Below are 13227 nucleotides of genomic sequence, written 5' to 3'. Positions count from 1 at the left end.
CGGGCGCGCGGCGATGGAGCTGAGCGAGGCGATGCGCACCCAGGGGACCTGCCGGTACTTCCGGGCCGACCCGGTGCCGGACGAGGTGCTGTACCGGGCGTTCGAGATGGCCCGGTTCGGGCCGCAGGGCGGCAACCGGCAACCGGTGCGCTGGGTGGTGGTCCGCGACCCCGGGCGCAAGCAGGCCCTGGCCGACCTGTACCTCCCGCACTGGGCGGCCTACCACGAGGCGGTGACGGCCGGACAGGTCCAGGTCGGTGCGCCACCGGCGATCGTGCGCGACGCCGACCACTTCGCACGCGGCCTGGCCGGTGTGCCGGTCATCGTGGTCGCCTGTGCCGAGATCGCCGCACTCCACGCCACGGACGCGCAGCTCGGCCGGCTGTCCATCGTGGGCGGCGGCTCGGTGTACCCCACGGTGCAGAATCTGCTGCTCGCGCTGCGCGCCGAGGGCGTGGCCAGCGCGTTCACCACGCTGCTGTGCACCGAGGAACCGGCGGTCAAGGCGCTGCTGGAGATCCCCGACGGGTACGCCACCGCCGGCCACATCGCGGTCGGCTACCCGGAGCGTCCCTTCCCCGGGCGGCTCACCCGCGCTCCGGTCGAGGAGATCACGTTCGGCGAGACGTTCGGCCGGCCGCTGTTCCGGTGACCGGCGTCGGCCGGGGCAGGGCGGCCGGTAGTCCAGGCCGGGGAAGAAGCGCCGCCATTCCGGCTCGGCGGTCGCGGGCTCGGCCGCTACGGCTGGCCGACGCGGCTCTTGAGCTCATCGGCAGCCACCGCGGCGCCGCGCCGAGGGCCTCGCGCACGCCACCCGCCGGGGCCCCGACTGGACCACCATGCTCGAGCTTTTCCGCAGCAGGTCGGACGCCGGGCGAAAGGTGTAGCCGGTGGTGGTCGGCGTGACCCGGCCCGGGGCGGGATGGGCGAAGTGGGTCGGCACGATCGGCGTGCCGGAGGCGGCGGCGCCGGCCAGCAACCGGTTGCGCGCCCGCGCGGCGGCCGCCGGGTCCACGCAGTAGGACCGGATGGCGTACACCAGGCTGCCGGTGGCGGCGTCGAACCACGGTTGCTGGAAACACCACTCGTCCCGGTCGACCCGGGTGCCGGGGAAGAACTCGGCCGGCGCGATCAGCAGCCGGGGCGTCTCCACGATCGGCACCACGGTGACGTCACCGAGGTCGTACCAACCGGTCGTCACGCCGAGCGCGGTTGGTCGAGCAGCGCGGGCGGTTCCGCCCGGGGGGTCCGGACCCCGCCGCGCCAGAGCAGACCGGCGCAGATGGCCGCCGCCACGACCGGCAGGGCGGTGAGCAGGATGATGTCCCGGCCGGCCAGCGCGAGGCCGATCAGGATCCCCGCCACCGCGGGGCCGACGATCGAGCCGGCCCGCCCGAGCGCCGCGGCCCAGCCGACGCCGGTGGTCCGGGTGCCGGTCGGGTAGAGGGCCACGGCGAGCGTCAGCTGGCCGATCTGGCTGGCGGTCACACCCAGCCCCGCCCCGCCGAGCGCGAGCAGCAGCAGGCTGTCGGGAAGCGGCGCGCGGGCCACCAGCACCATGCAGGCCATGCCGATCAGCGGCATCAGTATCAGGGCGGGCGCGATGCCGATGCGCGCCGCGACCGGGATGAGCAGGATTCCGCCGAGCACGCCGCCGAGGCTGACGAACGCCAGCCCGAGCGGCGCCTGGGTCGGGCTGAACCCGTAGCCGGTCAGCAGCGTGGGAACCCACGAGGTCAGCGTGTAGGCCGCCACGAAGACCAGGAAGGAGAAGGCCCACAGCAGCCCGGTGCTGGCCCGCCACCCCGGGTCGAACAGCCGGCCCACCCGGGCCGCGTGCCGGCCCGTCGCTTCGGCCGGTGGTTCGGCCGGCAGCCGCCACGCCATCACCCCGGCCAGCAGCAGCGGCAGCACGCCGGCGAACACGAACACCCCCTCGGGGCCGAGCAGCGTGATCAGCCGGCCGCCGAAGAACCCGCCCAGGGTCGCCCCGGAGGCCAGGCCCAGGGTGACGGTCACCGACACGACCTCGCGGCGCCGCGCGGGGGAGAACTCGGTGGCCAGGGAGACCGCGACCGGCAGCACCGCGCCCAGCCCCAGCCCGGTGAGCGCCCGCACCGCCCCGAGCAGGAGTATCGAGCGGGCCGGCAACACGGCCGCCACCAGCAGCGTGGTCACCGCGAACAGCGTGACGCCCGCGACGAGCACAGCGCGGCGGCCGATCCGGGCGCCCAGCGCGCCGCAGCACAGGTAGCCGACGACGACGCCGAGGTTGGTCAGCACCAGGGGGAGCGTGAAGCTGGCCGGGCTCACCCCCCACTCGGCGGCCAGGGTCGGTACCACGAACGCCAGCGTCGCGGTGTCGAACCCGTCCAGCAGCACGGCCAGGAACGCCAGCGCCAGCACCGGCCGGTGGATCGCCCGCCGGGCTTCCGGCGTGGTCATCGAGAGCCCCCGTCCAGGCCGAACACCGCTCGGTGCGCCGCCGTGAACAGCGCCGAGCCGGGGTCGGCGAACGCGGTGGCCGTACCCAGATGGTCGGTGTCCGGCAGCGTGACCCGGACCGGCCGATGACCGGCGGCGGTCAGCGCGTCGACCAGCAACTGGCCCTGGCGGGTGAGGAAGCGGTCGTCGTCGGCCTTCCGGTTGGGCTCCGGATCGCCGAACGAGACGACCACCCGGCCCGGCGCCCCGGTGATGCGCAGCGCGGGGCTGACCTCGGCGCCGGGCTGTCCGGGCTCGGCCAGCTGCACGGGCGGGCTCATGCAGACCGCCGCCCGCGCGGGTACGGGGGAGCCGGCCCAGTCGGTCATGGTGGCCATCGCGGCCAGGTGGCCGCCGGCCGAGTGGCCCGCGACGGTGATCCGGGCGGGGTCGCCGCCGTAGCGTGCGGCGTTCTCCGCCACCCACCGCACGGCGGCGACCGCGTCGTCCACCGCGTCGGCGATGGTGTGCTCCGGGGTCAGCCGGTAGCCGCAGGAGACGAACACCGCTCCCGCCTCGACCCACGGTCCGGCGAGCTGGTCGTAGAACGCCGGGTGTCCCTCCCGCCAGCGGCCGCCGTGGAAGTACACGATCACCGGGCAGCCGGTGCCGCGCTCCGGGTGGTAGACGTTGGCCAGCTGGTAGGGGTCGGCGCCGTACTTCAGGTCGAGCCGGTGCGGGAATCGGCGGCGCACCGCCTCCCGGCCGGCCAGCGCCGAGGCGTAGAACCCGGCCCAGTCCGGGTGGTATGCGTCGGGGTTCCGGACGGTGAAGAAGCCGGTCGCGTCGGCCGGTCGGGCCGGGCTGAGCGTGTCCATGTCGGGCTCCCCACTCCAGTGTCGGAGGCCACATCCTCTCCGGGCCGACGTATGCCCGACTAATGCCTATCCGCGGTGGTCACATAGCTATTTGTGCATATCGATGGCCGGCCCTAGAGGCGGATGGACTTCTGGTTCATGAACTCCTCGATGCCGGCGGGGCCGAGCTCGCGGCCGATTCCGGAGCGCTTGATGCCGCCGAACGGCAGGTCGGCCTGCGAGCCGCCGGCGCTGTTCAGGTAGACCATGCCGGCTTCGATCTGCTCGGCGACGTGGCGGGCCCGCTCCCGGTCGGTGCCCCAGACGCTGGCGCCGAGCCCGAACGGGCTGTCGTTGGCCAGCTCGATCGCCTCGGCCTCGGTCTCGGCGCGGAACACCAGGAACACCGGGCCGAAGATCTCCTCGGAGTAGGCGGCCATCTCCGGGGTCACGTCGGTGAGCACGGTGGGCTCGAGGTAGGCGCCCGGTCCGCCGATGCGGCGGCCGCCGGCCCGAAGTTTTGCGCCCTGCCGGACCGCGGTGTCGATCTGGTCGGCCACCTCGTCGGCGGCCGCCACCGAGGCGAGCGGCCCGAGCTTGGTCGCGGGGTCGGCGGGGTCGCCCGGCCGGTAGAAGCTCGACACGCGTTCGCTCAGCCGGTCGACGAACTCGTCGTAGATGTCGGCCAGCACGATCATCCGCTTCGGCGCGTTGCAGGACTGGCCGCAGTTGCGCATCCGCGCGGTCGAGGTGGCCTTCACGGTCTCGTCCAGGTCGGCGGAGTCGAGCACGATCAGCGGGTCGGACCCGCCGAGCTCCAGCACCGTCTTCTTCAGGTTCCGCCCGGCCTCGGCCGCCACGGCGATGCCGGCCTGCTCGCTGCCGGTCAGGGAGACGCCCTGGATGCGCGGGTCGGCGAGCATCCACGGGACCTGTTTGCTGGACGCGAAGATGTTGGCGTAGGCGTCCTCGGGCACGCCGGCGTCGCGCAGGACCCGCTCGATGGCGAGCGCCGACCGGGGGCAGATCGAGGCGTGCTTGAGCAGGATCGTGTTGCCGAGCACCAGGTTGGGCGCGACGAACCGGGCGACCTGGTAGCAGGGGAAGTTCCAGGGCATGATGCCGAGCAGCGCGCCGATCGGCCCCTTGGTGATCACCGCCTCGCCGCCCTTGATCGACAGCGGTTCGTCGGCCAGCAGCGCGGGGCCGTTGTCGGCGTAGTAGTTGAAGATGTCGACCACGACGCCGATTTCGCCCCGGCCCTCGTTGACCCGCTTGCCCATCTCCAGGGTCATGATCGCGGCCAGCTCGTCGGCGCGCTCGGCGAACAGCTCGGCGGCGTGCGACACGATCTTCGCCCGCTCGGTGACCGGCCGGCGCCGCCACGACGAGTAGCCGAGGTGCACGCGCTCGATCGCCGCCCGGACCTCCTCGTCGGTCGAGTTCGGGACCGTCTCGATCAGCTCGCCCGTCGCCGGGTTGGTGACTGTGTACATGCTCGTGGATCTCCGTTCCGGCGGGCACCCATGCTCGTCGTGAACACCGTGTCCACGCCCGGTACCGCGCGGCAAGGAGGCGGCTCGATGATGTCTTGGATCGGCTGATTCGCCGCGTGAATCACTCCTGGTAGCCCCGTGCGGTGTATTTGTGAGCTCAGCCACAGCGCGACCATTAGGGTGGTTCGAATGAAGCTCGGGACGTCGCTTCGATTCGTCTTTCCGACATCTCCGGATACCTACCCGACATTTCGCGCGGCCCTCGACGCGCTACCCAAGGGTGGGTTCATCGAGCGCCCGATGGGGGCGATGTCGACCGGCGACCAGGCGCGGAACCTGGTCGAGGCGACGGTGGCCGCGCGCGAGGCCGGGCTGGACATGCTGCTCGTCGGCGACCACCACGCGGTGCCGCCCGGATACGCGAACGCGTTCTCACCGGTCCCGACGCTCGCGCGCCTGATGCCGTCGGCGGGCCGGATGCCGCTGGGCATGGTCCTGCTCGCGCCGTTCTACAACCCGGTGCTGCTCGCGGAACAGATCGGCACGCTCGCCGCGTTCGCGGAGGCGCCCCTGACCATCGCGCTGGCGCTCGGTCAGGGTGAACGCCAGTTCACGGCGTTCGGGATGGAGGAGACCAGCCGGGTCGGGCGGCTCGAGGAGCTCCTCGCGGCGCTGCGCGCGATGCTGGACGGCGAACCGGCCACGGTGCCGGGGCGGTACCACTCCCTGGACCGGGTGCAGGCGGGGCCGACTCCGAGGGTCCCCGTCTCGATCTGGGTCGCCGGCACCGTGCGTACCGCGGCGGCCAGGGCCGGACGGCTGGGAGACGGGTGGCTGACCGGGCAGAACGCCACCCGCACCGATCTGGTCGAGCAGCTCGACGCCTACCGGGAGTCGGCGGCCCGCCACGGCCGTGAACCGCTTCCCGTGCTCCGGCGGGACATCTTCGTGGGCTCGTCCGACGCCGAGGCCGAGAGTGTCGTGGAAAAGATTCTCGCCGAGGGCTATCGCGGCGTCGGAATGGACCAGCTGTTGGTGGGCGCGCCGGAGACGGTCGTCCAGCAGCTCGAGGAGTACCGGGCGCTGGGCTTCGAACATGTGCTCGTGCGGCACATCGTGGGCGAGCAACAGCTGATGCTCGACTCGTTCCGGCGCATCGGCGCCGAAGTAGTTCCGCGCGTTCACAACCTTCCCACATCGCGATAGCCCAGCACCTGAAGATCACCGACGATCGCCGGCCGTGAGGTCCAGCCGCGATTTTCGCGGCCCAACCGCCACGAACAACGATCACCTCCGCCACGGGCACCATGACGCCCCGGGCAGGCACTCGCGACAACTAGTCGAGATACGTAACGGCGGCTAATCGGAACTCACTTGCCGTGACAGTTGGGGTGAACGTGACGAGCGGTATGCGCCTGGAGCCTGTCGAGGCGTCGCCGTGGCTTGCGCCGGGAGCGAGGACCGCGCCGAGTTCCACATGAGAGACGTTCGATCTTGGGAAAAGGTCTCTGGAGATGAACTCGGCGGGGAGCCGGTCGGTGAACGCGGATTACCCGGGCCACCGCGGCTGGCGATCAAGCCTAGAGCACGACCCCGCTGCCTGGTACACCGTCGCCGGGGTGGATGCCCGCTGTCGGTCACGCGCCGTAACGTCGATGAGGTCCGAGCTAAGGCTGCCCGGAAATCGTTCATCGACATCGACAGCAGTCTGGTCAGTCGCGCCCCGAAACCAGATTGACGTCGATGTCGAGGAACGCACCGTGCCGGACGCCGACCCGATCATCACCCACCGTAACAACGGTGGGAGGCAACCCGGCTGGAACGTCACCGGCGGCACTCGAGGCCCCGGCAGACTAGCCAGGCCGCGCCGTCCAAGCCGTCAGCCGAACCCAGCCACCACCAAACCAGCGGCAACCACGCAAAACCAGCCGCGACACGGCACTAGTAGGCGTACGACATGTGTTTGATGCCGTTGATCAGGTAGGAGGTGAGCCGGGCGGGCTCGCCGGTGGTGTGCAGGTTGGGCAGGCGGGTGTACAGCTCGCGCAGCATCACGGTCATCTCCCGGCGGGCCAGGTGCACGCCCAGGCAGTAGTGCGGGCCGGGGCCGCCGTAGCCGACGTGTGGGTTGGGGGTGCGGGTGATGTCGAACCGGTTGGGGTTGGCGAACACCTTCTCGTCCCGGTTGGCCGAGTTGTAGTAGAGGAAGACCTTGTTCCCGGGAAACAGCTCCTTGCCGTGGAAATAGCATTCCCGGGTGACGTTGCGCCGGAACCAGATCACCGGCGTGGAATAGCGGACGATCTCCTCGATGGCGCCGCCGATCCGGCCCTCGAAGTCCGCCCGCAGCATGCGCAGCTGGTCCGGATTCTGGGTGAACAGGTGCACGGCATGGGACAGCGCGGTGCGGATGGTCTCGTTTCCGGCCACCACGAGCAGCAGGAAGAACGAGGCGAACTCCTGCGGGGTCAGGTTGTCGTGGTCCTGCCCGGCGACCAGCATCGAGGTGACGTCGTCGGTCGGTTCCTTCACCCGCTGTTTGGCGAGCTGGTTGGCAATCTTGAACAGCCGCAGCCCGGCGCCGGCCAGGCCGGTGACGAACTTCGTTGCGTCCAGCAGCGTCGTGTCGTCGTCGAACCGCCTGATTCCGCCGTTGTATTCCGGGTCGTTGAAACCCAGAATTCGGTTGGTCAGCGGATAGATCTCCTCCCGGTATTTCTCCGGAATTCCCAGCATGTCGCAGATGACCTCGATGGGCAGCCGGGCGGCGACCTGGGTGACGAAGTCGTCCGGCCCCTCCTTGAGGATGTCGTCCACGATCGCGGACGCCCGCCGCTGCAGGTCCACCTCCATCTTGGCCAGCACCCTGGGGGTGAACGCGCGGGAGACCACGGTGCGGTTGCGGGAATGCCTCGGGTCGTCCATGTTGATCATCGAGCCGTAGTACTTGTCCAGGAAGCCGGGGAAGTCGCGCACCGAGTTGGCCGTCGGCTCGCTGCTGAACAGGTCCGACCGCCGGCTGGCCTCCACCACCTCGGCGTGGTGTACCAGGGCCCACGCGCGGTCGTTGGAGTCGGCCATGAACGGTATGTGCGGCACCTTGATCCAACGCGAGACCTCGCCGGCCCGCAGCCGGGTGAACGCGTCCAGCCGCTCGGACTCCGGGGCCGACCAGAACCTCGACCCGGCCAGCCCGTATCCGGTCGCGACTTCGGCCTGATGTTTGGGCGCCATAAGCAATACCACCACCAAATTGGGACAACAAAAGAGGACCACTGTACCCATGAGATCAAGGCCGGTATTGCCGGGATTAATAAAGTATCCCTAACTAACTTGTCAGGTGCTTACGGCCGGAGCAGCTCGACCGCCGTCTTCAGGTCGGCGAGGGCCTGGCGGTAGAAGCGGGGACCGTAGGAGACCCGGGCCACGCCCAGCTCGCGCAGCCGGGCCAGGTCCGGGCCTCCGGGGCGGGTGTTCGAGTTGACCGGCCCGGGCAGCTCGGTGACCAGCGCGGCGATGTCGTGCTCGTCGCCGACGCCGATCGGGTAGACGCAGTCGGCTCCGGCCTCCAGGTAGCGGCGGCCCCGGCGCACCGCTTCGGCAACCCGCTCCGGCTCGGCCACCCCGGACCGGGGCAGGAAGCCGTCGGTGCGCGCGTTGATGACGATGGGCACCCCGGCGTCCTCCGAGGCGGCGCGGATCGCGGCCAGCCGTTCGGCCTGCGCGCCGGGGTCGACCAGCCCGCCCGAGCGGTGGTCGCTGTCCTCCAGGTTGCAGCCGACCACGCCGATCTCCAGCAGGCGGTCGACCAGCTCGCGCGGTTGCAGGCCGTACCCGGCCTCGGCGTCCACCGTGACCGGGACCGGCACCGCCCGGGCGACCCGGCCGGCGGCGGCGAACATCTCCCGCCAGGGCGCGCCCTCGCCGTCGGGGTAGCCGAGCATCGCCGAGATCGCCGCGCTGGCGGTGGCCACCGCCGGGTACCCGGCCCCGGCGACGATCTCGGCGCTGGCCGCGTCCCAGACGTTCGGCAGGACCAGCATCTCGGGGCCGTGGTGCAGCCGGCGGAGCTGGTCGGCCTGGGCCTTGAGGTCGGTGGTCATGGTTCCCCTCCGGGTCGGTTCGGTCTGATCATCATGTACCTACCGGGTAGACACCGCGCCCGCCGCAAACTGGTCACCCCGGAAGCGACCAGTTCCGCCCGCCGCCGGTGTCTGTACCGGTGAGGATCTGGAGGTGGCGGATGTCGGTGGATCTGCTTCAACGGGCGCGCATGGGCGACCGCGATGCGTTCGCCGCCCTGGTCGAGCCGCACCGGGGCGAGCTGCACGTGCACTGCTACCGCATGCTCGGTTCGCTGCAGGACGCCGACGACGCGCTGCAGGAGACGCTGTTGGCGGCCTGGCTCGGCCTGGACGGCTTCGCCGGGCGCGCGTCCCTCCGGACCTGGCTCTACCGGATCGCCACCAACCGCTGCCTCAACCTGCTGCGTTCATCGCGCCGGCGGCCGCCGGCCCCGGACGCGCCGCCGGCACTGCCCGAGCCGAGCAGCCGGGGTGAGGTGCCGTGGCTGCAGCCGTACCCCGACTCGCTGCTGGCGGAGCCGCCCGACCAGGCACCCGGGCCGGAGGCCCGGTACGAGTCGCGCGAGGCGATCTCGCTGGCGTTCGTGACCGTCGTGCAGTTGCTGCCGCCGAACCAGCGCGCCGTGTTGCTGCTGCGTGACGTGCTCGGCTACCGCGCGAGCGAGACCGCCGAGCTGCTCGGCCTCACCGAGGACGCGGTCACCAGCGCCCTGCAGCGCGCCCGCGCGAAGATGAACGCGGCTCAATCCCGCGAGGCGCCGCCGCCGGAGCCGGGCGGCCCCGAGGAGCGCACGCTGTTGGACCGCTTCGTGGCCGCCTTCACCGAGCTCGACGTCGACGCGCTGGTCGCGCTGATGACCGACGACGCCTGGCTGCGGATGCCGCCGCTGCCGTTCGAGTACCGGGGGAGCGAGGCCGTGCGCGAGTTCCTCGGCGTGATCCGCGCCCGCCTGCGGCGGATCGACCGGCTGGTGCCGGTCCGGGCCAACGGGCAGCCCGCGTGGGGCGAGTACGTCCGCGACCCGGTCACCGGCAACCTGCGCCTCATCGGGCTGATCGTGGTGACCCTCGCCGGCGACCGGGTCCACGAGCTGGTCAAGTTCGAGACGGCGGTCGCCCCCCACTTCGGGCTGCCCCGGACCCTCAGCGATCAGTAGCTCAGGTGGGCAGTTCGAGTTTCAGGATCGGTTGGGTGGTGGGTTGCGGGGCGCCGCCGGCCCGCTCGAGCGTGACCGCGACGATCTCGCCGTCGACCAGGCCGCCGATGAGCAACGGCCCGCTGGAGATCAGCCCGGCCGGGCGAGGCCCGTCGCTGCCGATCAGCCACACCTGGTAGTCGTGGGCGGGGTCCGGGGTGGGCAGGCCGGTCGTGATCAGGAGTGCCCGGTCGAGCCGGCGGGAGGTGACCAGCGTGGCGGTGCCGCCGGGGGCGGGCACGGTGGTGGCGCGCGAATCCGGCGCGGCCAGCAGCGAGGCCACCTGCTCGTACTGGGTGTGGGCCTGGGCCAGCCGCGCGCGGGCGCCGTCGAGCTCGGCCTGGTTGCGAACGGCGAGCGCGCCGGTCCCGACCGCGACGGCGATCGATGCGGCGACCGCGGCGGCGGTGGCCGCCCGCCTGGTCCGGGCGCTCCAGCGCCACGCCTTCCCCGGGCCGGGTTCGCCGGCCGGGGCCGCCGGGGGCTGCTGGCGGGTGCGGTGAACCTCGGCGAGGACCCGGTGCCGCAGTTGCCCGGGCGGGTCCTGCGCGACGGCCAGTGCGAGCCGGGCCGCGGTGGCGCGCAGCTCGCGTACCTCCTGCCGGCACGGCGGGCAGTCCCGCAGGTGCTCGTCGACGAGGCGGCGTTCGGCCGGGTCCAGCGCGTCGAGGGCGTAGGCGCCGGTGAGGGTGTGCGCGTCGGGGTTCACCGGGTGACCCCCAGGCAGTCGCGCAGCCGGATCAAGCCGTCCCGCATCCTGGTCTTGATCGTGCCCAACGGCCGGTCCAGCAGGGCGGCGACCTCGTGATACGTGCGGCCGTCGTAGTAGGCGAGCTGCACGGACTGGCGCTGCAGCGCGCTGAGTGAGTTCAGGCAACGGCGGAGCTGCTCGCGCTCGAGGCTGCGGGTGGCGGCTTCGGCGACGGTGTCGAAGTCGCGTTCCTGGGCCAGTTGGCCGGCCCGTCGCTCGCGGTCACCTCGGGCCTGGTCGGAGCGGACCCGGTCCACGGCGCGCCGGTGCGCCAGGGTCAACGTCCAGCTCAGCGCGCTGCCCCGGTCGGGGTCGAAGCGGGAGGCGGTGCGCCACAGCTCGACGAACACCTCCTGGGTGACCTCCTCGGACTGGGGCAGGTCGCGCACGACCCGGCGCACGAGCCCGAACACCGGCCGGCAGAGCTGGTCGTAGAGCAGCTCGAAGGCGCGCTCGTCGCCCCGGGCCGCCTGTTGCAGGAGCTCCTCCGGGCTGGCCGCGTCGGCCGGCGGGTCCGGTGCGCGCCGTCCGGCGGGCCCCGGCCAGGTGGTGCCGTCCATGGATCCCCTTTCCGCGGCGTCCAGAGCACTTCGGAGCGGCTGGGCCCGCGGATTGGTGTCCGGCCGGAAATCGCCCGGTCGGCAATCCGGAGGCCCGAGCCCGGCGAACGACTCGCGTGGAGAACATGGACAGTACCGCCGATGACCGGCCCAGGCCGGCGCGTGACGCACGGGTTCCGGGCGGGGTGGTGGTGACGGCCTCGGCCGTGGCCGCCGCGGTGGGGGCGGGGGAACTGGTGGCCGCGGTTGTCGCCCCCGGGTCGTCCCCGTTCGGGGCGGTCGGGGATGCGGTGGTGCGGCTCGCCCCGCCCTGGGCGGTCGAGTTCGGCAAGAGCCTCACCGTGCCCGGCCTGGCGGCGGGCGTCGCCGACAAGCTCGCCCTGCAGCTGGGCATCGCCGGGTTACTGCTCGCCGCGGCGGTGATCGGCGGGTTGGGCGCGCGGCGGCGGCCGGTGATCGGCGCGGTGGTCGTCGGGCTGCTGGGGGTTCTGGGGCTCGCGGCGGCGGCCACCTCACCGGTGTTCCGGCCGCCCCAGTTGCTGGCCCCGGCGGCCGCGCTCGGCGTCGGGTTGGCCACGCTGGGCTGGCTCAACCGGCGGGGACGTCCCCCGGAGGGCGGCCCGAAACCGGGCGGCGCGAAACCGGGCGGGCCGAAACCGGGCGGGGCGGGGTGGCGCGGGGTGCGGCGGCGGACGCTGCTGCGCTGGTCGGCCGGGGTCGGGCTGGCTGCGGCCGGCACCGCTGTCGCCGGCCCTGCTTCGGTCCGCGCCGTGGTGGGCGCCGACGCGTTCGGCCGGCTGTTCGGTTCCCGGGCCGACCCGGCGGCGCGGGCGCTGGCCGCGCGGTTGGCCGCCGCCCGCCCGGCCACTCCGATCCCGCCGGGCGCGGACTTCGCCGCCGCCGGCACGCCCCCGTTCCTCACCCCGAACCCGGACTTCTACCGCATCGACACCGCGCTGCGGGTACCCGCGCTGTCCGCCACGGACTGGTCACTGCGGGTGCACGGGATGGTGGAGCGCGAGCTGAGGCTGGACTACCGCCAGCTCCTGGCCCGCCCGCTGGTGGACCGCCCGATCACGCTGACCTGCGTGTCCAACGAGGTCAACGGCCCGCTGATCTCCACGGCCGTGTTCACCGGTGTCGAGTTGGCGCCGCTGCTGCGCGAGGCCGGGCCGCGCCCGGGGGCCGACCAACTGCTCTCCACCAGCGTGGACGGCTGGACCGCCGGTACCCCGATGGACGTGCTGCTCGAGCCCGGCCGGGGAGCGCTGCTCGCGGTGGCGATGAACGGTGAACCGCTGCCCGCCGAGCACGGCTACCCCGCGCGGATGGTGGTGCCCGGGCTCTACGGGTTCGTCTCGGCCACCAAGTGGCTCACCGACCTCGAGCTGACCACGTTCGCCGACCGGCGCGCCTACTGGTTGGACCGGGGATGGGCGCGCGCCGCGCCGATCAAGACCCAGTCCCGGATCGACCGGCCCCGCGGCTTCCAGGTAATCCCCGCCGGGCCGCTCACCGCCGCCGGAATCGCCTGGGCCCAACCGCACGGCATCGCCGGGGTCGAGGTCCGCCTCGACGACGGCCCCTGGCGGCCGGCCACGCTGTCCGCCGAGGTCGGCGGGCACACCTGGCGCATGTGGCGGGCCGACCTGGGGGTGGCGCCCGGCAGCCACTTCATCTCCTGCCGCGCCACCGACCGGCGGGGGCTCCGGCAGCCCGCCGAACCGGCCCCGCCCATCCCGGACGGCGCCCAGGGCTGGCCGGTCATCAACTTCACCGCTCGCTGACCTCGGCCGCTCACCCGGGCGGGTGGATCGCAAACCCGGACCGATCCGTCCCGCCCCCGGCCGCGAACGCC

At 72.6% G+C, this 13227-nt stretch carries 12 protein-coding genes; 4 read left to right on the top strand and 8 right to left on the bottom strand.

Going from position 1 to position 13227, the window contains the following annotated elements:
* Positions 1–13 precede the first annotated feature (13 nt).
* On the top strand, positions 14–652 hold the full coding sequence (locus tag ABEB12_RS05420) for a nitroreductase family protein (protein ID WP_185062669.1): 639 nt from the start codon (positions 14–16) through the stop codon (positions 650–652).
* Positions 653–766: 114 nt separating this feature from the next.
* On the opposite strand, the gene ABEB12_RS05415 is transcribed toward ABEB12_RS05420, so the two are convergent.
* From ABEB12_RS05415 to ABEB12_RS05400, 4 genes are all read right to left on the bottom strand, one after another.
* Entirely contained in the window at positions 767–1201 is a 435-nt protein-coding gene (locus ABEB12_RS05415) for a hypothetical protein (RefSeq protein WP_185062668.1), read from the bottom strand.
* Entirely contained in the window at positions 1198–2445 is a 1248-nt protein-coding gene (locus tag ABEB12_RS05410) for an MFS transporter (RefSeq protein WP_185062667.1), read from the bottom strand. Before ABEB12_RS05410 ends, ABEB12_RS05415 begins: the two co-directional genes overlap by 4 nt.
* Positions 2442–3302 (bottom strand): alpha/beta hydrolase fold domain-containing protein, encoded by an 861-nt coding sequence (locus ABEB12_RS05405; protein WP_185062666.1) that lies wholly within the window; start codon positions 3300–3302, stop codon positions 2442–2444. The genes ABEB12_RS05410 and ABEB12_RS05405 overlap by 4 nt, the downstream gene beginning before the upstream one ends.
* A gap of 113 nt (positions 3303–3415) precedes the next feature.
* Positions 3416–4777, bottom strand: coding sequence for an aldehyde dehydrogenase family protein (locus ABEB12_RS05400; RefSeq protein WP_185062665.1), 1362 nt, complete (start codon positions 4775–4777; stop codon positions 3416–3418).
* A gap of 300 nt (positions 4778–5077) precedes the next feature.
* On the opposite strand from ABEB12_RS05400, the gene ABEB12_RS05395 reads away from it, so the two are divergent.
* Complete coding sequence (locus tag ABEB12_RS05395) at positions 5078–5983, top strand: LLM class flavin-dependent oxidoreductase (RefSeq protein ID WP_185062664.1); 906 nt, start codon at positions 5078–5080, stop codon at positions 5981–5983.
* 735 nt (positions 5984–6718) lie between these two features.
* On the opposite strand, the gene ABEB12_RS05390 is transcribed toward ABEB12_RS05395, so the two are convergent.
* Both ABEB12_RS05390 and ABEB12_RS05385 read right to left on the bottom strand, forming a co-directional pair.
* Positions 6719–8011, bottom strand: coding sequence for a cytochrome P450 (locus ABEB12_RS05390; protein ID WP_185062663.1), 1293 nt, complete (start codon positions 8009–8011; stop codon positions 6719–6721).
* 110 nt (positions 8012–8121) lie between these two features.
* Positions 8122–8880, bottom strand: coding sequence for an isocitrate lyase/phosphoenolpyruvate mutase family protein (locus ABEB12_RS05385; RefSeq protein WP_185062662.1), 759 nt, complete (start codon positions 8878–8880; stop codon positions 8122–8124).
* A gap of 140 nt (positions 8881–9020) precedes the next feature.
* Between ABEB12_RS05385 and ABEB12_RS05380 the strand changes: the two genes are divergently transcribed.
* Positions 9021–10019: an RNA polymerase subunit sigma-70 gene (locus tag ABEB12_RS05380; RefSeq protein WP_185062661.1), complete on the top strand. Its 999-nt coding sequence runs from the start codon at positions 9021–9023 to the stop codon at positions 10017–10019.
* A gap of 1 nt (position 10020) precedes the next feature.
* Here the strand turns inward: ABEB12_RS05380 and ABEB12_RS05375 are convergent, their stop codons facing one another.
* Both ABEB12_RS05375 and sigK read right to left on the bottom strand, forming a co-directional pair.
* Positions 10021–10767 (bottom strand): anti-sigma factor, encoded by a 747-nt coding sequence (locus ABEB12_RS05375; RefSeq protein ID WP_185062660.1) that lies wholly within the window; start codon positions 10765–10767, stop codon positions 10021–10023.
* Positions 10764–11369 (bottom strand): ECF RNA polymerase sigma factor SigK, encoded by a 606-nt coding sequence (sigK, locus tag ABEB12_RS05370; RefSeq protein ID WP_185062659.1) that lies wholly within the window; start codon positions 11367–11369, stop codon positions 10764–10766. Before sigK ends, ABEB12_RS05375 begins: the two co-directional genes overlap by 4 nt.
* 125 nt (positions 11370–11494) lie before the next feature.
* Between sigK and ABEB12_RS05365 the strand changes: the two genes are divergently transcribed.
* Positions 11495–13156, top strand: coding sequence for a molybdopterin-dependent oxidoreductase (locus tag ABEB12_RS05365; RefSeq protein ID WP_185062658.1), 1662 nt, complete (start codon positions 11495–11497; stop codon positions 13154–13156).
* Positions 13157–13227 lie beyond the last annotated feature (71 nt).

It is taken from the genome of Actinospineispora eucalypti, assembly GCF_039543365.1.
Classification (GTDB): domain Bacteria; phylum Actinomycetota; class Actinomycetes; order Mycobacteriales; family Pseudonocardiaceae; genus Pseudonocardia; species Pseudonocardia eucalypti.
Note: the sequence above shows the minus strand (reverse complement) of the source record. Positions and strands in the feature narration are given on the sequence as shown.

Excerpts from the sequence above, each read along its gene's own strand:
- ABEB12_RS05410 (WP_185062667.1), bottom strand. The coding sequence starts at position 2,445 with ATGACCACGCCGGAAGCCCGGCGGGCGATCCACCGGCCGGTGCTGGCG.
- ABEB12_RS05395 (WP_185062664.1), top strand. The coding sequence starts at position 5,078 with ATGGGGGCGATGTCGACCGGCGACCAGGCGCGGAACCTGGTCGAGGCG.
- ABEB12_RS05385 (WP_185062662.1), bottom strand. The coding sequence starts at position 8,880 with ATGACCACCGACCTCAAGGCCCAGGCCGACCAGCTCCGCCGGCTGCAC.
- sigK (WP_185062659.1), bottom strand. The coding sequence starts at position 11,369 with ATGGACGGCACCACCTGGCCGGGGCCCGCCGGACGGCGCGCACCGGAC.
- ABEB12_RS05390 (WP_185062663.1), bottom strand. The coding sequence starts at position 8,011 with ATGGCGCCCAAACATCAGGCCGAAGTCGCGACCGGATACGGGCTGGCC.
- ABEB12_RS05365 (WP_185062658.1), top strand. The coding sequence starts at position 11,495 with ATGGACAGTACCGCCGATGACCGGCCCAGGCCGGCGCGTGACGCACGG.
- ABEB12_RS05400 (WP_185062665.1), bottom strand. The coding sequence starts at position 4,777 with ATGTACACAGTCACCAACCCGGCGACGGGCGAGCTGATCGAGACGGTC.
- ABEB12_RS05420 (WP_185062669.1), top strand. The coding sequence starts at position 14 with ATGGAGCTGAGCGAGGCGATGCGCACCCAGGGGACCTGCCGGTACTTC.
- ABEB12_RS05405 (WP_185062666.1), bottom strand. The coding sequence starts at position 3,302 with ATGGACACGCTCAGCCCGGCCCGACCGGCCGACGCGACCGGCTTCTTC.
- ABEB12_RS05380 (WP_185062661.1), top strand. The coding sequence starts at position 9,021 with ATGTCGGTGGATCTGCTTCAACGGGCGCGCATGGGCGACCGCGATGCG.